General features: G+C 60.2%; 20 protein-coding genes and 1 pseudogene. 7 read left to right on the top strand and 14 right to left on the bottom strand.

Annotation, left to right across the window (positions count from 1 at the left end; all coding sequences use genetic code 11):
* The 6 genes and pseudogenes from DBR18_RS29200 to DBR18_RS14025 form a co-directional block, all read right to left on the bottom strand.
* A pseudogene (locus tag DBR18_RS29200) lies at window positions 1-697 on the bottom strand (hypothetical protein); the annotation flags it as partial.
* Complete coding sequence (locus DBR18_RS14045; RefSeq protein WP_108590759.1) at window positions 688-1,917, bottom strand: polysaccharide biosynthesis C-terminal domain-containing protein; 1,230 nt, start codon at window positions 1,915-1,917, stop codon at window positions 688-690. The gene DBR18_RS14045 and the pseudogene DBR18_RS29200, both read right to left, overlap by 10 nt.
* Window positions 1,914-3,026 (bottom strand): polysaccharide pyruvyl transferase family protein, encoded by a 1,113-nt coding sequence (locus DBR18_RS14040; protein WP_108590758.1) that lies wholly within the window; start codon window positions 3,024-3,026, stop codon window positions 1,914-1,916. The genes DBR18_RS14045 and DBR18_RS14040 overlap by 4 nt, the downstream gene beginning before the upstream one ends.
* A gap of 15 nt (window positions 3,027-3,041) precedes the next feature.
* A complete protein-coding gene (locus tag DBR18_RS14035; RefSeq protein WP_108590757.1) occupies window positions 3,042-4,124 on the bottom strand; it encodes a glycosyltransferase in 1,083 nt (360 codons plus the stop codon).
* 41 nt (window positions 4,125-4,165) lie between these two features.
* Window positions 4,166-6,394 carry a polysaccharide biosynthesis tyrosine autokinase gene (locus DBR18_RS14030; RefSeq protein ID WP_108590756.1) on the bottom strand — a complete coding sequence of 743 codons (2,229 nt, stop codon included), beginning with the start codon at window positions 6,392-6,394 and terminating at the stop codon, window positions 4,166-4,168.
* A 38-nt stretch (window positions 6,395-6,432) separates the two neighbouring features.
* Window positions 6,433-6,873, bottom strand: coding sequence for a low molecular weight protein-tyrosine-phosphatase (locus DBR18_RS14025; RefSeq protein ID WP_108590755.1), 441 nt, complete (start codon window positions 6,871-6,873; stop codon window positions 6,433-6,435).
* A 291-nt stretch (window positions 6,874-7,164) separates the two neighbouring features.
* On the opposite strand from DBR18_RS14025, the gene DBR18_RS14020 reads away from it, so the two are divergent.
* Both DBR18_RS14020 and tal read left to right on the top strand, forming a co-directional pair.
* Window positions 7,165-8,127 carry a cellulase family glycosylhydrolase gene (locus DBR18_RS14020; RefSeq protein ID WP_108590754.1) on the top strand — a complete coding sequence of 321 codons (963 nt, stop codon included), beginning with the start codon at window positions 7,165-7,167 and terminating at the stop codon, window positions 8,125-8,127.
* A gap of 198 nt (window positions 8,128-8,325) precedes the next feature.
* Window positions 8,326-9,252, top strand: a complete 927-nt coding sequence (gene tal, locus DBR18_RS14015; RefSeq protein ID WP_108590753.1) for a transaldolase — start codon at window positions 8,326-8,328, stop codon at window positions 9,250-9,252.
* Between the two features lie 215 nt (window positions 9,253-9,467).
* Here tal and rssC read toward each other — a convergent pair whose 3' ends face one another.
* A complete protein-coding gene (rssC, locus tag DBR18_RS14010; protein ID WP_042560140.1) occupies window positions 9,468-9,950 on the bottom strand; it encodes an anti-sigma factor antagonist RssC in 483 nt (160 codons plus the stop codon).
* Complete coding sequence (rssB, locus tag DBR18_RS14005; RefSeq protein ID WP_108590752.1) at window positions 9,950-11,131, bottom strand: two-component system response regulator RssB; 1,182 nt, start codon at window positions 11,129-11,131, stop codon at window positions 9,950-9,952. Before rssB ends, rssC begins: the two co-directional genes overlap by 1 nt.
* Window positions 11,132-11,404: 273 nt before the next feature.
* Between rssB and DBR18_RS14000 the strand changes: the two genes are divergently transcribed.
* Window positions 11,405-11,704, top strand: a complete 300-nt coding sequence (locus DBR18_RS14000; protein WP_108590751.1) for a PilZ domain-containing protein — start codon at window positions 11,405-11,407, stop codon at window positions 11,702-11,704.
* Window positions 11,705-11,756: 52 nt separating this feature from the next.
* On the opposite strand, the gene DBR18_RS13995 is transcribed toward DBR18_RS14000, so the two are convergent.
* Window positions 11,757-12,446, bottom strand: a complete 690-nt coding sequence (locus tag DBR18_RS13995) for a VacJ family lipoprotein (RefSeq protein ID WP_108590750.1) — start codon at window positions 12,444-12,446, stop codon at window positions 11,757-11,759.
* Window positions 12,447-12,644: 198 nt separating this feature from the next.
* On the opposite strand from DBR18_RS13995, the gene DBR18_RS13990 reads away from it, so the two are divergent.
* Both DBR18_RS13990 and DBR18_RS13985 read left to right on the top strand, forming a co-directional pair.
* Window positions 12,645-13,265: a phosphatase gene (locus tag DBR18_RS13990; protein ID WP_108590749.1), complete on the top strand. Its 621-nt coding sequence runs from the start codon at window positions 12,645-12,647 to the stop codon at window positions 13,263-13,265.
* A gap of 109 nt (window positions 13,266-13,374) precedes the next feature.
* Window positions 13,375-13,638 (top strand): DUF4404 family protein, encoded by a 264-nt coding sequence (locus tag DBR18_RS13985; protein WP_041074003.1) that lies wholly within the window; start codon window positions 13,375-13,377, stop codon window positions 13,636-13,638.
* Window positions 13,639-13,732: 94 nt separating this feature from the next.
* On the opposite strand, the gene queF is transcribed toward DBR18_RS13985, so the two are convergent.
* Together queF and DBR18_RS13975 are read right to left on the bottom strand one after the other, a co-directional pair.
* Window positions 13,733-14,563: an NADPH-dependent 7-cyano-7-deazaguanine reductase QueF gene (gene queF / locus DBR18_RS13980; protein WP_108590748.1), complete on the bottom strand. Its 831-nt coding sequence runs from the start codon at window positions 14,561-14,563 to the stop codon at window positions 13,733-13,735.
* Window positions 14,564-14,624: 61 nt separating this feature from the next.
* Entirely contained in the window at window positions 14,625-15,158 is a 534-nt protein-coding gene (locus DBR18_RS13975; RefSeq protein WP_108590747.1) for a plastocyanin/azurin family copper-binding protein, read from the bottom strand.
* A 153-nt stretch (window positions 15,159-15,311) separates the two neighbouring features.
* On the opposite strand from DBR18_RS13975, the gene DBR18_RS13970 reads away from it, so the two are divergent.
* Together DBR18_RS13970 and DBR18_RS13965 are read left to right on the top strand one after the other, a co-directional pair.
* The gene (locus DBR18_RS13970; RefSeq protein ID WP_108590746.1) at window positions 15,312-15,992 is read left to right on the top strand and encodes a heavy metal response regulator transcription factor; all 681 of its coding nucleotides are present in this window, start codon (window positions 15,312-15,314) and stop codon (window positions 15,990-15,992) included.
* Window positions 15,992-17,341, top strand: a complete 1,350-nt coding sequence (locus DBR18_RS13965; protein WP_108590745.1) for a heavy metal sensor histidine kinase — start codon at window positions 15,992-15,994, stop codon at window positions 17,339-17,341. The genes DBR18_RS13970 and DBR18_RS13965 overlap by 1 nt, the downstream gene beginning before the upstream one ends.
* A 123-nt stretch (window positions 17,342-17,464) precedes the next feature.
* Here the strand turns inward: DBR18_RS13965 and DBR18_RS13960 are convergent, their stop codons facing one another.
* From DBR18_RS13960 to DBR18_RS13950, 3 genes are all read right to left on the bottom strand, one after another.
* Entirely contained in the window at window positions 17,465-18,709 is a 1,245-nt protein-coding gene (locus tag DBR18_RS13960; RefSeq protein ID WP_108590744.1) for a lipoprotein-releasing ABC transporter permease subunit, read from the bottom strand.
* Window positions 18,710-18,772: 63 nt separating this feature from the next.
* Entirely contained in the window at window positions 18,773-19,456 is a 684-nt protein-coding gene (lolD, locus tag DBR18_RS13955) for a lipoprotein-releasing ABC transporter ATP-binding protein LolD (protein ID WP_177482384.1), read from the bottom strand.
* A gap of 7 nt (window positions 19,457-19,463) precedes the next feature.
* Window positions 19,464-20,690 carry a lipoprotein-releasing ABC transporter permease subunit gene (locus DBR18_RS13950; protein WP_108590743.1) on the bottom strand — a complete coding sequence of 409 codons (1,227 nt, stop codon included), beginning with the start codon at window positions 20,688-20,690 and terminating at the stop codon, window positions 19,464-19,466.
* Window positions 20,691-20,692: the final 2 nt, after the last annotated feature.

Raw genomic sequence — 20,692 nt, 5'->3', positions numbered from 1 at the left:
CCGCCGTGCGCAACTCGTTGTTGCTGGCGCGAATCGACGACACCGGAAAGCCCAGCGCCAGCTGAATCGCCATGGCCACTGCCAGATAAAACAGGAACAGCATCAGGAAGAAGGTGAAGCGCGACACGTACTTTTTCATCACGCAAACGCCGACCCACGACAGCGAAAACAGAATCCAGTAAGGCCGGATCAGTACGCCGTAGATCACCGCCGAGAGAAAAAAACCGCCGCGATATTTGCGCGTCAGCGAGCTGAACAAGATGCTCAGTACCGCCACCGAGACGATGATTTCCTTGGTCAGGTTTTCCAGAAAAAACGAACGCACAATCCCCCACAGACACAGGGTGCCGAAGATCGCCAGCGGCATGCGCCGGAACACCACCACCGGAATCGCCGTTAGGAAGAAATTGCAGAACATCCCATAGGCCCAGGCGTTGGTCAGGTTGATCCCGGTGGGCCGCAGCAGGAAGGCCGAACACTCGTAGGAGGAGCGATCCGGCGAGAACGGGTTCCAGAAATTGCAGTTGTCGGCCCGGGCATAGGATGACCACAAGGTCATGGCATCCGGGCCCGGAGCGCGCGGGATCAGCAGCGGCATCGCCACCGACAGAAACAACCCGGTGAACAGAATCAGGAACGACAGCGAGGAATCGAGTCTGCGGCCGCGAAACTCGATGCACGGCAACTTCAACCCCATGCCAGCGCCCCTTTTGCGCGGGTCGCTCGGGTCAACACGGCAATCACGCCAAGCTGCACGATGATCGCGAAGACATTGCCCCACGCCGCGCCATAAATCGAATAGTGCTTGATCAGCACATAGCTGACCGGCACCGACACCAGCAGGCAGATCGCCGCGCTGGCGAATGACACCCGACTGTTTTTCGAGGCGATCAGACCGCCCCAGACGATGTCGCCGATGGCCCGCAGGGCAAAGGAAAAGATCAGCACGCCGAGGATCGCGTTGTCCGGGCGCGGCACGCTGGTGGCGACGTAATCGAGCACCACGTTGAAGAACAGATAGATCAGCACCGCCACCGCCGCTGACACCGCTAACGAACGCATCACCCACTTGTTGACGAACAAGTGCCGTACGGTGAACGTTTGCTGATCCGCCTGAAACCGCTTGGCCAGCACCGGAATACCCACCACCGCCACCACCGCGTAGGACAGCGCCTGCAAAGTGTTGGCCGCCGACCATGCGTACACGTATTTGCCGAGGCTGGCGTAGGGTTCGAGGTCGGCAATCAGAAAGCGCTCGGCGTACTGACTGAGTGCGATCAACCCGGTGCCGAAATAGAACGGCAGCCCGGCCTTCCACACGGTCGCCGTCGTCAGTGCCTCACTGACCCGGCCCTTGTGCACGTTCACCACGATCAGGTATCCGGCGAGGATCACCAACACGTTGGCGGCCACCCACAGCCACAGCACACTGGCGATCCCGGAGACCCAGTCGAGCATCATCCCGCCCACCGCCAGCAGCGCCCACAGCCCAGTCTTGATGAAAAACAGCAGCGCGCCCGCCGTGGCTTTCTGTGCAGAAAACACGAACGAATTGATCTCGAACGACAGGTGTTCGGTGAGCAGCACCAGCGTCACACAGAGGATCAGCGCGGTGCCCGCCTCGACCTGCTGGAACAGCGAGTAGATCCCCACCGTTGCCAGCGACAGCAACAGCCCCACCGCCAGATACAGCAGCAGGACTTTATCGACCACTCGCCGCGAGCTGCCGCCGACGCTGATCAACCGATTGATCTCGGAACTGAAACCGACGCTGTAGAACTTCGAGGCGATCAGCGACGCTGCGACCACCACGCCATAAAACCCCAGCGCTTCGTAGCCCAGGAAATGGGTGATGGCCAACACCAGCAGAAACTTCGCGCCTAACGCTCCGCCGCGAAGCAGAAGGCGAAAAATCATCGAACGACGCCTTTGATGATCTCGTCCATCATCACCGTTTTGGCTTCGATTTCGCGGCAGGTATCGGTCAGGCGCTTGCCGAAATTCGACAGCGCGTTCGGCGCATAAACGGTGTCGATGATGGTATCGACATTGATGTCGCCGCCATTGATCACCCAATCTTCCACGCCCATGTCCTGATAGGCGCCAAAGCCTTTGCGCTCATAGCTGATGTGGTACGCCGGAACACCGGACAGCAGCGATTCGATGGCGCCGTGCAGGCGCACCGAAATCACCAGGTCCGGCTGATATTTGGCAATCGTTGCTTTCAACGACAGCAGGTCTTCGCTGATGCCCAGTTCGCGATAGAACGCGCCGTCATCGTTGCCGCGAACGGCGCTCTGTACCGCGCAAACCACTTTGCTCTTGTTCTTCAGGCGCTGCAGCAACACCTTCAGATTGGCGACGTAGGCGACCTTCTTGTCCTTGCTCCACTCCGGCGGCTTGCGCAGCACCACGCACACAGTGGCCGGCGAGGCGGCGCAACGGGTGAATTTCGGCTGCTGAAGGATCTTGCTGGCCAATGACTGCACCGCCAGATCCGGCGCGCGGTAGACGTTTTCGCAGGCATCGAACATCGCCGAGGAACGGTTATCGCGCACGAATACCGCGTCGGCGCTGGCGTAGTGATCGACGATCTTGCGGCTCTCGCCATGGAACGGGCCGATGCTTTGCGGCAGGTACACCGACGGCACCTTGCTGAGGATCGCCGTTTCCAGCTGCTTGGCGTGGCCGAGTTTGAGCTTGATGTGTTCGAAGGCGCTTTTCGAGCGCATGTAGCCGCCACCGACGCCGACGATCAGATCGGTCTTGCGCAGCAGATCCGCCAGCCCGGCATACGACTGATTGAGAAACACTGCCTGCTTCACCCGCCCCAGGCCCTTGGCCGCCATCACCGGTGCATCGAAACGCGGGTGCGGCAGGTAAGCGAAAGACTGCGGATCGGACGCCACGACGTTGATCGCGGTGTCTTCGCCAAAGTTGCGCTGCACCAACGCGATGGCCAGATCGACGAGCAGGCCGTCACCGGAGTTGGATGCACTGTAGCCATGCAAAATCGTTACGTTCATAAGCTTGAGTTCTACTTAATAAGTGGGAGCGCAATACACGTCGTAGGTCTGGCGAATCATCAGGGCGGCGCTGAAGCGTTCACGCACGATGTTCCGGCCTTCGCTGCCGAGGTCGAGCAACCGCGGTTTCTGGATTCGCGCCAGCACATCGGCCAGTGCCTGGTGATCACCGGTGGGAAAGACGTAGCCGGACACTTCATGGGTGACCAGTTCAGGCAGCGACGTGCAGTTACTGGCAATCACCGGTAAACCCATGGCCATGCCTTCGAGCGGCACCATGGCGAAACCTTCCCAGCGGCTGGGGACGATCAGCGCGTCAGCCTGTTGATACAGCGCCTGCACTTCGGCCGGCGTGACCCACGGCAGGTACTCGACCGCGTCCATCTGCGGGCACTCGACCTTGTCCTCGTTGACCGCACTGCCAACCACTGTCAGCTTCAGATCGTTGCGCTGTACCTTGGCGAAGGCTTTGAGCAATACGTCGAAGCCTTTCTGGTAGTCGAGGCGACCAACGAACAGCAGATGGATCGGCTCGGGGTTGTCGGCCTTCGGGGCGTCATCCTTGTGCGGGATGCCGTTGTAGATCAGGCGCATGCGCTTGCGCTCAATGCCGAACCGCGCGGCTTTGTCCATCTCGTAGCGGCTGACGCAAATGATCACGTCGGTGACTTTCTGCAACACGCGCTCGATCCAGGCGTAGACCTTCTGCTTGATGGGCGAGCTTTCCATCAGGAACGAAAACGCGTGCGGGCAGTAGACGATTTTCGGTTTGCGCCACGGTCGTAGAAGCACGCAGACCACGCGGCCGATCACCCCGGAAAACGTGCTGTGCAGATGCACCACATCGGGCTTTTCCTTGAGCAGCGTCCGGGCCAGCTCCCACGCAAAGCGCAGCAGCGAAGGCACGTTGCGCCCAGACCTGACGAACGTGCGAATCTGGCGCTGATCGATGCCGTGTAGCTCCTGTTTCTGGTCGAGCGGCACCAGATAGACCAGCTCGTAGTTCGCGTCCTGGCCTTCGGGCGACGCCGATATCGTGCGGATAACGGTGGCAACCCCACCTTTTATCGTTTCTGCCACGTGCAGTATTTTCTTCACAACCCACCCACTTCCTTGCATGTAAGGACAAGCGCTGACACTCAGGATTTGTCCGACGCGTATTCGTAGTTGTAGTAACCGTAGCTGCCGTTGCCGTAGTAACTGGCCGCGCGCTTCTCGACGCCGTTGAACACCGCGCCCTTGAGCTCGATGCCGTTCTGCGCGAAGCGGCGGATGGTCATTTCGATTTCTTTGGCAGGGTTCACCGCAAACCGCGTGACGATCAGGCTGATACCGGCTTCACGCCCGACGATCGCCGCGTCCGTCACTGCGAGCAGTGGCGGCGTATCGATGATCACCACGTCGTAACGCTCGCTGAGTTCGGCCAGCAAGTCGCGGAAGTTGGCGTGCATCAGCAGCTCGGAAGGATTGGGTGGAACCTGCCCGCGGCTGATGAAGTGCAGGTTGTCGATTTCCACCGTGTTGATCGCCTGCTCGATGCTGCAGCGCTTGACCAGCAGGTCCGACAGGCCATTGGCGATCGGCACGTTCAGGGTCTTGTGCAGGTGGCCCTTGCGCATGTCGGCGTCGATCAGCAGCACACGCTGACCGCTTTGTGCCATGACCGCCGCGAGGTTGGACGAGACGAACGTCTTGCCGACCTGCGGGCTGGGGCCGGAAATCATGATGCGGTTGTTGGTCGAATCCAGCGCGGCGAAATGCAGGCAGGTGCGCAGGCTGCGGATCGACTCGATGGACAGGTCGGTGGGATTGCGCAGCGCCAGCAGGTAGGCCGGCGTTTCGGCGGTGACTTTGGCCCGGCCCTTTTTCGTGTCTTCTTCGCGCTGCAGGGTGCTGTAGGGAATCGAGGCATACACCGGCAGCCCGAGCTGTTCGATGGCTTCCGGCCCTTCCAGGCCCTTGCTCAGGGATTTGCGCAACAGCACCAGCGCGACACCGATGAAGGCACCGAGGAATGTCGCGATCAGTACGATCAGGGCTTTTTTCGGTTTGACCGGGCTGGTCAGGTCAACGTCGGCCGAGTCGATCAGGCGCACGTTGCCCACTGCACCGGCGCGGACGATGTCCAGTTCCTGCGACTTGTTCAGCAACTGCGTGTAGATCTGCGAAGCCACTTCCACATCGCGGGTCAGGTTGAGCAGTTCCTGTTGCGTGGCCGGCAGATCGCCGACCTTGCCTTCCAGCGATTTGCGCTGCTGGGTCAGCTCGCCAATCTGCGACATCAGGGCGCGATACGCCGGATGCTGCTTGGTGAACTTGCGATCCAGTTCCGCCTGCTGCATTTTCAGCTCGGAAATCCGCGTTTCCAGCGCTACGGACTGACCGAGCACCGATTGCGTTTCCAGGGAAATGTTCACGGTCTTGCCGTGGGTCTGATAGGCGTTGAGTGCATCGCTGGCCTTGGCCAGATCACGCTTGACCTGCGGCAACTGGCTCTGCAGGAACGCCAGGCTTTGCGCCGCTTCCGCTGAAGTACGGCGCACGTTCTGATCGACGTACAGCGCAGCAATCTTGTTGAGGATCTTCACCGCTTCGGCGGCGTCGCTGCTGGCCAGGGCGAGGCGGATAATCCCCGACTCCTTGCCCTGCTCGGAAATATCCAGCGCATCCTGGTAACCCTGAATGGTCACGATCCGTGGATTGCGCACCACTTCAAAGCGGGTGCCCGGATTGGCTTGCAGGCGCTCGATCTGCCCCTCTACGCCGTCCTGCGCGAAGGCTTCACCGGCGACGCTCTCGACCAGCAGGTTGTCGTTGTCATCGAGCAACTGAAAGCGCTGTTGTTCGCCAGCTACCAGAGTGAGCTTCTTGCCCAGCAGCTCTTTGGGCAGATTGAGTCGGGTGAACTCCAGTCGCTCGCCACCCCAGGCGTAGCTGTTGAAGCCAAAACGCGGCGGCGCGACGCTGAACTCGGTTTCGCCGCGATAACGCCGGGCGAGAAAACCACCGATGACCGGGAAGGTATTGGGGGTGACGTCGATGTCCAGGCGCAGGTCGTCAACGGTTTTGCCGATCACCGCGCGGGACTTGATGATGCCGATTTCGGTCACCGACGGCGATTGCCCGCCGAGCATGCTGCTGAGGTCGGAAAAGCCGAGCATGTCGTTCTTTTTCGGTTCGACCTGCACCAGCGCGTTCGCCAGATAGACGGGCGTCGCCAATACCGCGTAGGCAACGCCGGCGGCCATGAATGCACCGGTGAATGCACCGATCAGCCATTTCTGGTCGATCAAACTTCCGAATATGCCGAGAAGATCGATACTGTCTTGATCGTTATCACGGTTGGCGATTACTGACGGTAACTGCATAAGTCTTTCTTACCACTCACTGATCTGAAGAATATTCATCAATGTCCGAGGCGCTGCGCCCACGAGCCAACAGCATCTTCAATCAATGCATGGGCATGAATAAAAGCGGCCTTGCCTTGACGATAGGGGTCTTGTATTTCTCTTTCGCTCTGCCACTTGCCAAGAAGAAACACTTTGCCTCTGGCATGCGAGGCAATCTTCAGCACTTGATTGACGTGTTGTTTTTCCATGACCAGGATCAGGTCGGATTCGTTAACGATGTCGGCGGTCAGTTGCCGTGCGACAAATCCTTCGGCGCTTTGCCCACGGTCTTCGAGAACCTGCCGCGCCGTCGTTTCCATGGCTTCTCCCACCCGGGCGGCGAGGCCTGCGGAGGTCACCGAGATCGTTGAAGGCGCCAGCGCGTTACGCAGCAACAACTCCGCTGTTGGACTTCGGCATATATTGCCCACGCAGACGACAAGGATCTTTTTGAACAAGGTTTACATTCCTGTGTAATATCATTCGGCCAACATGCCTTGAGGATTTAAATGAACCCCGAAGACTTACTTCACTCAGAAATAGATTCGCCCTGTAAGTAACAGTGTATTAAGTACCACAGCCTCGAAAACTCCCCCAACCTGAATTACCGGACTAAAAATAACTGTGATTTTTGGCTGATTGTTTCCTGACAAAAAATAACATTCATGCACTTCGGGTCCGCCGGCCTATCGGAATTGGTGTAATGCGAGATTTATTGATCCATATCAATTTCCAGCGGGAGAGCAGCCATGAAAGCAGTCAATTTCAAACGGCTTAGCGTAGTGACCCTGTTGACGCTCAGTGCCACCAGCCAGCTTCACGCCAGTGAACTGTTCCCGGCTCTGAGCACCAAGACCGTCGGTGCCCAGGTCAAGATCCAGAATTTCTCCGCCGCCGACGCTGCGCGCATCAAGGACACCGGTTTCGCCTTCGTACGCTTTGGCGTGTGGACCGACAGCCTCGGTGCCGCGGCCTACCAGAAGCAGATCAGCGAGGCCTTTGCCACCGCCAGGTCGGCCGGCCTGCCGGTGTTGTTGACCGTGCGCGCCACCAAACCACTGACCTCCAATCCCGGCGATCCGGCGCAACTGACCAGTGCCGGCGAGGCGTTCGCCAATGCCGTGACCAGCCTGGAGAAGTCCTACCGCACGCAACTGGTGGCGATCGAGTTATGGAACGAGCCGGATCTGTCGACTTACTGGCCGACCGGCAATTTCGACACGACGTTCGTACCGTTCATGAGCGCAGCGTGCAAGACGCTTCAGGCCGCCCCGCCGTTGACCCCGGTGGTCGGCTTCGGCTTCGCCCGACCACCCACCGCAGGCTCCGCATCGACCGTGGCGCTGAACCGGATCGTCAGCGAGTACCCCAAATGCCTCAATGCGGTGTCCTATCACCCGTATGGCATGACAACCACTCAGATCAGCAACGCCCAGGCGTTCATTCAGCAGAACTTCCACCTGCCCGGGGTCATCAGTGAATGGGGCATATCGGCCCTCAGTTCCAATGGCGGGGTCGATGGGCAGGCGAGCAAGATCGTTGCGTTCATCGCCGACATGAAAAGGCTCAACATTCCGCTGACCTCGATCTACGAATGGAAAAACACCGATACCGGGAGCAATGACCGCGAGAAGAATTTCGGCTTGCTGACCTCCAGCGGGCAGCCGAAACCGGCTGAAAGTGCCGTCAAGACCGAGCTCAACGCTCAATAAGCGGTCTGGCGGGGCGTTCGCGGTCAGACCGGTGGAACCTGTGCCGCGTTTTGGCATCGTATTTATCGATACCGCGCCCCGCCTTTCAAACAGCCGTACTCAGGTTGTTGCCTGCGAGGCTTCCGATACAACCGGATACCCTTGAGTGGCTGTCAGCGCTCGGGTAATGTCGTCAGACCCACAGGACAGAGCACGCACATGACTTCCAAGCTGGAACAACTCAAACAGATGACCACCGTGGTTGCCGATACTGGCGACTTCGAAGCGATCTCCCGGGTCAAACCGGTGGATGCCACCACCAACCCTTCCCTGCTGCTCAAGGCCGCCGCCATCCCGGGCTACGCCGAGCTGCTGAACGCCTGCGTCAGCGACTGCAAGGGTGACGTGGGCCTGGCCAGCGACCGTTTTGGCGTCGCCGTGGGCCAGGAAATTCTTAAAGTGATCCCGGGGCGGATTTCCACCGAAGTGGATGCACGCCTGTCGTTCGACCAGGACGCCGTACTCAAGCGCGCGCATCGCCTGATCGAGCTGTACGACAAGGCCGGCATCGGCCGTGACCGCGTACTGATCAAGATCGCTTCGACCTGGGAAGGCATCCGCGCTGCCGAGATCCTCGAGAAGGAAGGCATCCAGACCAACCTGACCCTGCTGTTCTCCTTCGCTCAGGCTGCCGCTTGTGCTGACGCCGGGGTGTTCCTGATTTCGCCGTTCGTGGGCCGCATCTACGACTGGTACAAGAAAGCCAACGGCAACGATTACACCGGCGCCGATGATCCGGGTGTGCAATCGGTCACGCGCATCTACAACTACTACAAGGCCAATGACTACAAGACCGTGGTCATGGGCGCCAGCTTCCGCAACCTGAGCCAGATCGAACAACTGGCCGGTTGCGATCGTCTGACCATCAGCCCGGACCTGATCGACAAACTGGCGGCAGACACTGGCAAACTGGAGCGCAAACTCGCCCCGGGCCATGCCGGCGAAGCCCGCCTGAGCCTGAACGAAGCGCAGTTCCGCTGGCTGTCCAACGAAGACGCAATGGCCACCGAGAAACTGGCCGAGGGCATCCGCCAGTTTGCCCGTGACCAGGAGAAGCTTGAGGCGCTGCTGCAGGCCAAGCTGTGATCTGAGTCGTTGAAATGCAAAAAGGGCGAACCCAAACGGGTTCGCCCTTTTTATTTATTCGGTGCCGGGAGATGCATCGTCTGGACTGGCGCCTTCGCGGGCAAGCCCGCTCCCACAGGGTCAGGTGTGGAATGAAGATCTCGGGTTCACTCAATCACTGTGGGAGCGGGCTTGCCCGCGAAGAGGCCGGAACAGACAACCTCAACCGCAAAGACTCAGTGACGCTCGAGGGCATTCACCAGGTCATGAAAGGCTTCACGGTTGGAGTCGTTCAGGCCCATGAGGATCTTGTGCGCTTCGAGCACCTTGATCCGCACCACTTCTTCGGACTGGTCCTGATCCGGCAGGTCGTCCAGGCATTCCGGGCAAGGCACGGGATGGTTGACGATGTTGAACACCTGCTCGAAGCCCATCGATTGCAGCAGACGGGTGATGTCATCGTGGGTGGTAACGACGGTCGGCAGCAGGCCGACCTTCTGCCGCGACAGGATCGACAGCTTGGCCAGCAGGCCCAGCGTGGTGCTGTCGATGCTGCGGGTTTCGGTCAAATCGATCACGATCGCGTTGAAATTCAGCGCGGTGAAGATTTTTTCAATAGTCGCATCCAAGGCCGAACACAAGGTCAGGCGGACTTCACCGACAAACTTCAGGACGAAGGTGCCGTCCTGCTCGGCGAACTGGATTCTACCGGTACTCATCAAAGATTCCTGCTCAGCACCAACAGGGCGATATCATCCGGCATCTCCCCTAGCGTGGCCAATCCAAAAACCTGCCGCAGACCATCCAGGCTGCCGCCCGCTGACTTCACCCGCTGGGGCAAAGCAGCTTCTTTTTCTTTGAGCGTGGGTTCTGGCAAAAGGTCCAGAATGCCGTCCGACATCAGCGTCAGGCTGAACGCCGGCGGCAGCTCAAGCACGTGATCTTCATAGGTGGCTTCATTGAAAAGCCCCACTGGCAGACCGCGGCCTTCGAGATAACGAACACTGTCAGGCGTGTACAACACAGGCAACGGCAGATGGCCGCCGATGCTATAGGTCAACAAACCAGTCTCCTCGTCGATGACTCCACCGACCATTGTGACGTGTTTACCCAGCTTACAACTGATCAGCCCCCGGTTGATATGACCAAGAACTTCCGAAGGCTTGAATTCCGGCAAGGTGCCGTTGCGCTTGGATTCGAACAGCAAGCGCGTGGTCATGAACTTCAGCAGCACGGTGACGAACGCTGAAGAGGCGCCATGGCCCGAGACGTCTGCCAGATAGAAAGCGACCCGACGCTCGTCGACCCGGAAATAGTCGACAAAATCACCCGACAGGTACAACGACGGGATGATCTGGTGAGCAAACTGGAACTCGTCGATGCTCCACGGGCTCACCGGCAGCATGTTCATCTGCACCTGGCGGCCGGCGTTCTGGTCTTCCTGCAGCAGGTTCAGACTGGCTTCGAGTTCACGGTTGGCCTTTTCCAGCTTCTCGCGGTAGCGCTGGTTTTCCAGCAGCAGCCGCGCACGATCCAGCGCCCGGCGCACCGAATGCTCGAGCACAGCCAGGTCTTCGAGAGGCTTGATCAGGTAGTCCGCCGCGCCCAGGCGCAATGCCTCGACCGCGTCGTTCATCACGCCGGCGCCCGAAACCACGATCACCGGGGTTTGCGGTGAAAGCTCGGTGACCTGACGGATGAGTTCGAGACCGCCCATCTGCGGCATGCGCAGATCGCAGATGACCAAGTCGGGCTTGTCTTGCTCGAATACCTGAAGACCCTGTTGGCCATTGCTGGCCTGCAGGACGCTGAAACCACTGTCTTCCAAATAGGCCGCGAGGCTCGCGCGCACTACTTCGTCATCATCGATTATCAGCAGCGTGGCACTGGTTTTTGGCATGTGGGCAAACGGCGCCAGAATTAGGTTGGCGTAGCAGGCGGGGCTTTGGCCCGGCACAGACTACTGGATTCGCTTTCTAGCCTCTCTGCTGCACCGCTTTCGAGCATTGGCTCTGACACGGTTACACCAGAGGTGCCCTTCTAAGGCGCAGACGGTACTCCCATCCGCGGGGCGTTTCAAGCATGCGCCGATGGTCGCTTGACGACTTTACTTGTCAAATCACCGAGAGTTATAAGAACAGCTCAAACCGTAACCCAATGGAAGGACGAAGGCATGAGTCAAACCGGCCGGGACTACAGCGAAAAGCGCGACTTCATCCGCATGCGGGTCGATGCCGATGTCGTTTTGATCCATGAAGGTGACGAAGTATCAGCGGTGTGCATCGACCTCTCCAGCAGCGGCATGCAGGTCCAGGCACCGCGCCAGTTCGCGGTCGGCGACCGCTTGAGCGTGCGCATCGATTCCGATCATGCGGCCCTGAGCGGGCTGGAGGCCGATACCGAAGTGGTCTGGGTCAAGGCCCAGGACGGTGACAGCCAGAAGCTCGGCCTGGCCATACTGAAGATGAAATAAGCGCTCACAAAAAAGGCGGCCTCCAGGGCCGCCTTGTTTTTATCGGTCGGGATTAAAAATCGTCTTCGACCTGACCATCCTTGACCTTGAACTCGCGGTTCTGCAGGTAAGCGTTGCGGATGAAGGTGTACTTGTCGCCGCTGATCAGCTTCTCGCTCGACAGCAGGCTGGCGCGGGTGTCGACGATGTTCAGGCCAAACACCGAGTTACGTACAGGCACGTCGTTGATGTAACGGTACGGGCCGGTGTAGCTGTCGACATACTTCGAAGGCGCATCACGCAGGGTGCTTGGGCCGAGCAACGGCAGCATCACGTAAGGGCCGCTGCCAACGCCCCAGTAACCGAGGGTCTGGCCGAAGTCTTCGTCGCTGCGCTGCAGGCCCATTTTTGTGCCGACGTCGAAGAAGCCCAGCAGGCCGAAGGTGGTGTTGAAAATGATACGCGCGGTATCGACGCCGGCCGCTGCAGGTTTGGCCTGCAGAATGTTGTTCGCCAGGTTGGTGACGTCACCGACGTTGCGGAACATGTTGTGAATGCCGTCTTCAAGGAACTGCGGCGTCACGAATTCATAGCCCTGGGCCAGCGGCTTGAGCGCGTAAGTGTCGACGAAGTCGTTGAACTGGAAGATCGGGCGGTTGACGCTTTCCCAAGGGTCTTCTTCCGTTGCGGCGTTGGCAGCAAACGGAACCAGCAAGACGCTGGCACATACACATAGCTGAGCGAGAGGATTGCTCCAGCGCATAGAAAAGCTCCTTGGATTCGTACTGGCGCGGGCACCGTCGGCCCAAGCGTTAAGAGCGCTAGTATAAGCGCAAAAGCCAGTTTGGGCAGTCCACCTGTGAACAGTCATGCAGGACGCTTCCTACAAGCCCGTTCACACGCCTGTCATCCAACTGTCACCGGCGTCCCCTAGCCTCCTGACTATTTCAGGGACGCTGCCATGACTCACGCCGAAACCTTGCCTGTCGCCGCACCCGGCCTGACCGCCGTGCTGTTCGGACTCAGCGGTTGTCTGGTGGATTTCGGTGCCCGTGCCCATCAGCAGGCCGGCGTGCTGCCCGAGCATGCCGACGCGACACCCGGCGCCCTCGACAGCCTGCTCAGCCTGCAGCGCCAGCAGATTCCTTGTGCGTGGATCGATGAACTGCCCCCTGCCCTCGCGCAATCTCTGGCGGCCTCGCTGCCGGGGTGGATCCAACCGACGCAATATTCAGCAACAATCAATCCATGGCCGGCGCCGAACGCCTGCTGGCAGGCACTGATGGGGCTGAATGTCAGTCGTCTGGACGGCTGCGTACTGGTCAGCGGCGAGCCGCGCCTGCTGCAATCGGGCCTCAACGCCGGGTTGTGGACCATTGGCCTGGCGTCCTGCGGTTCGCTGTGCGGCCTGTCCCCCAGTGAGTGGCAGGCCCTGAGCCAACCGGAACGCGAACAGCGCCGCGGCAAAGCGACCCTGCAGTTGTTCAACCTCGGCGTACATTCGGTGATCGATCATCTGGGCGAACTCGACACCTGTCTGGCCGACATCAACCTGCGCCGCCTCAAGGGCGAAAAGCCCTGACCGGGATCATGCAGGTTGCAGCAGAGTGGATTAATCTAAAGGTCAGCCATAGACCTTTGGCGCGCGGCTGCGGTCAATGCCAGTGCCTCTTGATAAAAGGAACCACACCATGCCCGCCCAAGAACTGCAAAAACAACTCGACACCCTGCGCGAGCAACTGGAGCAGAATCCGCCGCTGTCCGAAGCCGAGCGTGAAGATCTGCATGCGCTGATGGCGCAGATCGAAACTGAAATCAAACTGGAGAGCGCCACTCAGGATGCCAGCATCGCCGATGGCGTGAACCTGGCGGTGGACCGCTTCGAACTTGAACACCCGGCCATTGCCGGCACCCTGCGCAATATCGTCAATGCGCTGGGCAGTATGGGGATCTGATTCCCGGTAACCCAAAAAGCAAAAGATCGCAGCCTGCGGCAGCTCCTACAGGGAATCTCATGTAGGAGCTGCCGCAGGCTGCGATCTTTTGATCTTACTGACGGACCAGACGATGGTTCGGCAGTTGTACCGCTTCAGTGCTGCGATACGGGTTGATATCCAGCCCGCCGCGACGCACATACCGCGCAAACACCGTGAGTTTCTCTGGCTTCAGCAAACGCTGCAGGTCGAGGAAAATCCGCTCCACGCACTGCTCATGGAAGTCCGAGTGCTGACGGAAGCTGACGATGTATTCCAGCAGGCTGGCGTGATCCAGCGCTGCGCCGCGATATTCCACTACCACACTGCCCCAGTCCGGCTGGCTGGTCACCGGGCAGTTGGACTTGAGTAGATGGCTGTGCACGCTCTCTTCGACAATCTTCGAATCATCGCAACGCAGCAGCTCGGGGCGCGGATGCTCATAGTTGCTGACGCTGATGTCCAGATCGTCGATGCACACGCCCGGCAACGCCACGACGCCTTCGGCTTCGACCTCTTTCAGGCTGCGCACCCGCACGCCCACTGGCTTGCCGGCAGCGGCCGACAGGTCTTTGACCAGGGTCGCTTCCAGGCTGGCGATGTCGGCGAACGGCGTCTGGTTCAGCGAGTTCAGGTACAGCTTGAAGGACTTCGATTCGATGATGTTCGGCGAATCCGCCGGAATGCTGAACTCACCGATCGCCACCACCGGTTTGCCCGATGGCAGCAGCCACGACAGCTCGAAGCAGTTCCAGAAATCCACACCTTTATACGGCAGGGTTTCGGCGGTCAGGCCCAGTTCGGCCCATTTCGCGGTGCGCGGAATCGGGAACAGCAGGGACGGCGTGTACGTGGCGATGTATTCGCTGGATTTGCCCAGCGGCGAATGTTCGGCTGCGGGATGCATGGCGGAAACCTGACTGAAGAATCAGCGGATTCTATCAGCCTTTGCGCCCGCCTTTGAGTGCTTACTGACTGACAGTCAGTTTGCCGACCATGCCCGCCTGGTAGTGACCGGGAATATTGCAGGCGAATTCCAGGCTGGTGGCCTTGCTGAAGGTCCAGGTCAGTTCGGCAGTCTTGCCCGGCTCGACCAGCACGCTGTTGGGGTCGTCGTGCTTCATGCCGTGGCCCATGCTGCCGTGATCCATGCCCGCCATGTCGTGGGACATTTCTTTCATGCCGGTAGGCGTGAGCATGCCGCTTTGCTGCATCTGCAACATTTCCTGCTGGTGTCTGGCATGCATCGCTGCGTCACCGAGGTTGAATTCGTGCAGCAACTGGCCTTTATTCACCAGCACAAAGCGAACGGTCTCACCGGCCTTGACCTGAATGGCTTTCGGGTCGAACGACATGTCGTTCAGCACCACCTCAATGCTGCGCGAGGCCTTGGCTGCCGGCGCCGGCTGGCCGAAGTCATATGTGTGCGCGGGCGCGGCCCAGACAGGTGAACTCAGCGCCAGCAAACAGGCGGCGACGGCCAGAGGGTTGCGCAAAAACATAGTCATACTCCAACAAGATAAGGTTCAGCCTGTGGGAAACTCTAGCCCGCCTGCGCTGGCAGCGACCTGACAGGCAGATTACAACTTTGTCAGGTTGGCGCCTGTCGCCAGCGCCCACGGTATAACGCTTTTGTTTTTATCACCGAGCCGCCCATGAAACTGCTGATCGTCGAAGACCAACCGAAAACCGGCCACTACCTGCGCCAGGGCCTGACCGAGGCCGGGTTCAACACCGAACTGGTGGCTGACGGCAACAGCGGCCAGCAACTGGCCTTGAGCGGTGATTATGCGCTGCTGATTCTCGACGTGATGTTGCCCGGGCGCAGTGGCTGGCAGATCCTGCACGCGGTGCGCAGTGCCGGCCTCGACACGCCGGTGCTGTTTCTCACCGCCAAGGATGCCGTGGAGGACCGGGTACACGGCCTCGAACTCGGCGCCGACGACTATCTGGTCAAACCGTTCGCCTTCTCCGAATTGCTGGCCCGGGTTCGCAGCCTGCTGCGCCGCGGCAGCGCCCTGCCCCAGGAAACCAGTCTGCAACTGGCCGACCTGCGTCTGGACCTGATTCGCCGCCGGGTCGAACGCGGCGGCCAGCGCATCGACCTGACCGCCAAGGAGTTCGCCCTGCTGGAAATGCTCCTGCGCCGCCGGGGTGAAGTGCTGCCCAAATCGCTGATTGCCTCGCAGGTCTGGGACATGAATTTTGACAGCGACACCAACGTGATCGAAGTGGCGATCCGGCGTCTGCGCCTGAAGATCGACGATGACTTCCCCGACAAACTGATCCACACCGTGCGCGGCATGGGTTACGTGCTTGAAGAGCGCCCTGCCTGATGGGTCGCCTGTCGCTGAGTTCCCGTCTGGCTCTGCTGTTTGCCGCCTGCACCGCTGTGGTCTCGCTGTTCGCCGGGGTGCTGTTCAGCCGCGCCAGCGAGGCGCATTTTGTTGAGCTCGACCAGCAGCTGCTGGACGGCAAACTGATCGGTTTGCGTCGCGCCCTGCAGGATGTTCAACCCGGTCAACGTGAGGCACGGCTGGCGGATGAGCTGAGCCGTCAGGCCGATCTTTCGCTGCGCATTACCGGGCCGGATGGGCAGCGCTGGTATGACAGCTCGATCAACGTGCCAAGTGAGTTGCCGCAACAGCCCGGCCTGTCGACCATCAACAACGACGGCACCGACTATCGCGTACTCAACGCCCCGCTTTACCCGGACACGTCCGAAACCCCACAACTGACACTGCTGCTGGACATCACCCACCACCAGCACTTCCTGCAACGCATGCAGCATCTGATCTGGCTGACCGTTGGGCTGTCAGCGCTGGCCACCGCGCTGCTCGGCGCCTGGGCTGCGCGCAGCGGCTTGCGTCCGTTGCGTCGTATGAGTGCAGTCGCCCGCGGGATTTCCGCGCATTCGCTCAACGCCCGACTGCCGGAAGCGCAAATGCCGCCAGAACTTGCGCAAATGGCCCACAGCTTCAACGCCATGCTCGGACGGCTCGACGACTCGTTTCAACGGCTGTCTGCGTTTTCTGCCGACATCGCCCATGAACTGCGCACACCGTTGTCGAATCTGCTGACTCACACCCAGGTCACCCTCACCCGACCGCGTCCGCTCGAGGATTACCGCGAGGCGCTGCACAGCAATCTCGAGGAACTGCAATGGATGGCGCAACTGGTCAACGACATGTTGTACCTGGCAAAGGCCGACCATGGCTTGCTGATGCCAAGGCGTGAGACGCTGGAACTGGCGGATGAGAGCGATGTATTGCTGGAGTTTTTTGCGCCACTGGCCGAAGACGCCGGGGTGACGCTGAGCCGCGAGGGCCATGCGCGCATAGGGGGCGACCGGAGCATGCTGCGCCGGGCCTTGTCGAATCTGCTGGATAACGCGCTGCGCTTTACCCCTGCGGCGGGCAGCGTAAGGGTGTCTATCGCCGATCAGCTTCACGCCGTGCAGGTGTCGGTGGAGAACAGTGGCGAAGGCATTTCGGATGAACTGTTGCCACGGCTGTTTGACCGGTTCTATCGAGCGGATCCGGCGCGACGGGAAGGCAGCAGTGAGCATGCGGGGTTGGGGCTGGCGATTACGCAGTCGATCGTCCGGGCCCATGGTGGGCAGATTCATTGCGAATCGGCTGCGGGGTGGACGCGGTTTGTGATCGAGTTGCCCAAGGGGAATTGAGGCCGGCAGGTCCGGCCCCTTCGCGGGCAAGCCCGCTCCCACAGTGTTTTGCGTCGTTCACATAATGGTGACTCAACTCAATACCTGTGGGAGCGGGCTTGCCCGCGATGGCGATTTCAGAGCTTACGAATATCTCAGCGCGTGAGCCGGCTCGATCTTCGCCGCCCGCAACGCCGGGTACACCGTCGCCAAAAAGCTCAGAATAAACCCGGCCGAGCAGATCAACAGCACATCCCCGCCCTGCAATTCCGAAGGCAGGTTGCTGACGAAGTACACGTCGGAACTGAAGATGTGCTGCCCGGTAACGCGCTCGACCCAGCCAACCATCTCACTGACGTTCAGCGCCGCGATCACGCCGAGCACGCCGCCAATCAACGTGCCGACAATGCCGATCACCGTACCCTGCACCATGAAGATCGCCATGATCTGCCGTGGCGTGGCGCCGATGGTGCGCAGGATCGCGATGTCCGCGCCCTTGTCGTTCACCACCATGATCAGTGTGGCGATGATGTTGAACGCCGCCACGGCGACAATCATCAGCAACAGCAGGCCGATCATGGTTTTTTCCATTTTCATCGCGCTGAACAGGCTGCCCTGGGTGTGGGTCCAGTCGTCAGCCTTGAACTCGGCGCCAAGGCCGGTGGCGATGTCCGAAGATACTTTCGGCGCGGCATACAGATCCTTCACCGCCAGGCGCACGCTCTGCACCTGATTCGGCTGCCAGTGCTGCATGGTGGCGGCATCGGCCACGTGGATCAGGCCCATCGAACCGTCCAGCTCGGCGCCGACCTTGAACACGCCGACCACGTTCAGCCGCTGCATGCGCGGGGTGATGCCCCCCGGTGCGGTGCTGACTTCCGGGACGATCAGGGTGATCTTGTCGCCGACGTTGAGGCGGAAGCGCCGTGCGGTGATTTCACCCAGTACCACGCCGAACTCGCCCGGTTTCAGGTCATCGAGACGACCCTGCACGATGTGCTGGGCAACGATCGACACCTTGCCTTCCTGAGCCGGATCGACACCACTGATCTGGATCGGCTGCATCAAGCCCTTGTAAGACAGCATGCCCTCCATCTCGGTAAACGGCACGGCAGCGGTCACTTCAGGATTTTTCAGCGCGGCGGCGGCCACCGGTTGCCAGTCATCGATCGGCTTGACGCCAACGATGGTCGCGTGCGGCACCATGCCGAGGATGCGCGAGCTCATCTCGCGCTGGAAGCCGTTCATCACCGACAGCACCACGATCATCGCCAGCACGCCGAGGGCGAGCCCGATCATCGAAGTCATCGAGATGAACGAAACAAAGCGATTGCGGCGCTTGGCGCGGGTATAGCGCGTGCCGATAAAGATCGATAACGGTCTGAACATTCGCTGGGGCACCGTATAAAAATAAAAGACCCGATGCCTCTACAGGCACCGGGTTTCGGTCGGTCAGATGGCGGTCAGGCAACCTTCCTGCAACTGCAGGACGCGGTCCATCTGGCGGGCCAGGTTCATGTCGTGGGTCACCACCAGGAACGCGGTGCGCATCGAGGTGCTGAGTTCCAGCATCAGATCCTGAATGCCTTCGGCAGTGTGCGAGTCGAGGTTGCCGGTCGGCTCATCGAGCATCACCAGGCCTGGATTGTTCACCAGCGCACGGGCGATGGCCACACGCTGGCGTTCGCCCCCGGACAGCTCCGCCGGTTTGTGCTCCAGACGATGGCCCAGACCTACGCGCTCCAGCAACGCGGTGGCGCGCTGACGTGCTTCCGGGATCGCGGTCTTGCCGATCAGCAGCGGCATGCAGACGTTTTCCAGCGCGGTGAATTCCGGCAGCAAGTGGTGGAACTGGTACACGAACCCGAGAGCACGGTTACGCAGCAGGCCACGCTTCTTCTCGCTCAGGGCCGACAGCTCTTCGCCGTCGAGCCAGACGCTGCCCTGGGTTGGGGTGTCGAGGCCGCCCAGCAGGTTGAGCAAGGTACTCTTGCCCGAACCGGACTTGCCGACGATCGCCACTCGCTCGCCCGGGTGCAACTCCAGTTGCAGACCGGCCAGCACTTGTACCGATTCCGGGCCTTCCTCGTAGGATTTGCCCAGGTTGCGGCAGCTCAAGATTGCTTTATCACTCATGCCCGACTCACTCATAACGTAGCGCCTCCGCCGGCTGGGTGCGCGCGGCACGCCAGGCGGGATACAGGGTGGCGAGGAAACTCAGGACCAACGCAGCGGCGCAGACCATGATCACGTCCTGGCTCTGCACCTGCGACGGCAGGTAATCGATGAAATACACGTCGGCGTTGAGAAACTTGTGGCCGATCAGCCCTTCGAGGGCGGAAATCGCGGCGCTGACATTGAGCGCGGCGAAGATCCCGACCACGGCGCCAATCGCCGTACCGACCACGCCGATCACGGTGCCCTGGACCATGAACGTACGCATGATCGTCCCCGGCGTGGCGCCGAGGGTGCGCAGAATGGCGATGTCGCCCTTCTTGTCGTTCACCACCATCACCAGCGTGGAAATGATGTTGAACGCAGCCACCGCAACGATCAGCAGCAACAGCAGGCCGATCATGGCTTTTTCCATGCGGATCGCCTGATACAGGTTGCCGTGGGTACGGGTCCAGTCGCGGGCGTAGTAATGGTCTTCGCCCAGCTGCTGGGCGATGGTCCAGGCCACGCGCGGCGCCTGGAACAGATCATCGAACTTCAACCGGATGCCCTGCACCTGATCAGGCTTCCAGCGGTGCATCTTCGCCAGATCCTGCAGGTTGGTGACACCCAGGTAGCCGTCCAGCTCACCGGCGCCGACATGGAAGATGCCGACTACGGTAAAGCGCTTCATGCGCGGGAACATCCCGGCCGGGGTCACGCTGACCTCCGGCGCGACGAAGGTGACCTTGTCACCCAGGCCCACGCCAAGCTTGGTTGCGGCCTTGTCGCCGATGACGATGCCGAAACTGCCCGGCGTCAGGTCGTCGAGTTTGCCCTGCTTCATGAAGTTGTCGATGATCGACACATTGCGTTCGAGCGCAGGGTCGATGGCGTTGAGCAACACCTTGGACACCTGGCCGTTGTTGGTCAGCAAACCCTGCATCTGGGTGAACGGCGCAACCGCCGTCACCTCCGGGTTGCGTTTGACCTTGGCGGCCAGGCTCTGCCAATCGTTGATCGGTTCGCCGGTTTCCAGAGTTGCGTGGGGCACCATGCCCAGCACGCGGGTGCGCATCTCATGATCGAAGCCGTTCATCACCGAGAGCACCACGATCATCACGATCACGCCAAGGGCGAGCCCGATCATCGAAGTCAGGGAAATGAATGACACAAAATGATTGCGACGCTTTGCACGGGTATAACGCGTGCCGATAA

The sequence above is a fragment of the Pseudomonas sp. HMWF021 genome (genome assembly GCF_003061005.1).
In the GTDB taxonomy this organism is placed as follows: Bacteria; Pseudomonadota; Gammaproteobacteria; order Pseudomonadales; family Pseudomonadaceae; genus Aquipseudomonas.
The sequence above is the reverse complement of the archived record's forward strand: the minus strand, read 5'-3'. Positions and strand labels throughout refer to the sequence as shown.

What these genes read in the sequence shown, in the direction of transcription:
- DBR18_RS14045 (WP_108590759.1), bottom strand. Translation starts at nt 1,917, where the DNA reads ATGATTTTTCGCCTTCTGCTTCGCGGCGGAGCGTTAGGCGCGAAGTTT.
- DBR18_RS14040 (WP_108590758.1), bottom strand. Translation starts at nt 3,026, where the DNA reads ATGAACGTAACGATTTTGCATGGCTACAGTGCATCCAACTCCGGTGAC.
- DBR18_RS14030 (WP_108590756.1), bottom strand. Translation starts at nt 6,394, where the DNA reads ATGCAGTTACCGTCAGTAATCGCCAACCGTGATAACGATCAAGACAGT.
- DBR18_RS14020 (WP_108590754.1), top strand. Translation starts at nt 7,165, where the DNA reads ATGAAAGCAGTCAATTTCAAACGGCTTAGCGTAGTGACCCTGTTGACG.
- tal (WP_108590753.1), top strand. Translation starts at nt 8,326, where the DNA reads ATGACTTCCAAGCTGGAACAACTCAAACAGATGACCACCGTGGTTGCC.
- rssC (WP_042560140.1), bottom strand. Translation starts at nt 9,950, where the DNA reads ATGAGTACCGGTAGAATCCAGTTCGCCGAGCAGGACGGCACCTTCGTC.
- rssB (WP_108590752.1), bottom strand. Translation starts at nt 11,131, where the DNA reads ATGCCAAAAACCAGTGCCACGCTGCTGATAATCGATGATGACGAAGTA.
- DBR18_RS14000 (WP_108590751.1), top strand. Translation starts at nt 11,405, where the DNA reads ATGAGTCAAACCGGCCGGGACTACAGCGAAAAGCGCGACTTCATCCGC.
- DBR18_RS13995 (WP_108590750.1), bottom strand. Translation starts at nt 12,446, where the DNA reads ATGCGCTGGAGCAATCCTCTCGCTCAGCTATGTGTATGTGCCAGCGTC.
- DBR18_RS13990 (WP_108590749.1), top strand. Translation starts at nt 12,645, where the DNA reads ATGACTCACGCCGAAACCTTGCCTGTCGCCGCACCCGGCCTGACCGCC.
- DBR18_RS13985 (WP_041074003.1), top strand. Translation starts at nt 13,375, where the DNA reads ATGCCCGCCCAAGAACTGCAAAAACAACTCGACACCCTGCGCGAGCAA.
- queF (WP_108590748.1), bottom strand. Translation starts at nt 14,563, where the DNA reads ATGCATCCCGCAGCCGAACATTCGCCGCTGGGCAAATCCAGCGAATAC.
- DBR18_RS13975 (WP_108590747.1), bottom strand. Translation starts at nt 15,158, where the DNA reads ATGTTTTTGCGCAACCCTCTGGCCGTCGCCGCCTGTTTGCTGGCGCTG.
- DBR18_RS13970 (WP_108590746.1), top strand. Translation starts at nt 15,312, where the DNA reads ATGAAACTGCTGATCGTCGAAGACCAACCGAAAACCGGCCACTACCTG.
- DBR18_RS13965 (WP_108590745.1), top strand. Translation starts at nt 15,992, where the DNA reads ATGGGTCGCCTGTCGCTGAGTTCCCGTCTGGCTCTGCTGTTTGCCGCC.
- DBR18_RS13960 (WP_108590744.1), bottom strand. Translation starts at nt 18,709, where the DNA reads ATGTTCAGACCGTTATCGATCTTTATCGGCACGCGCTATACCCGCGCC.
- lolD (WP_177482384.1), bottom strand. Translation starts at nt 19,456, where the DNA reads ATGAGTGATAAAGCAATCTTGAGCTGCCGCAACCTGGGCAAATCCTAC.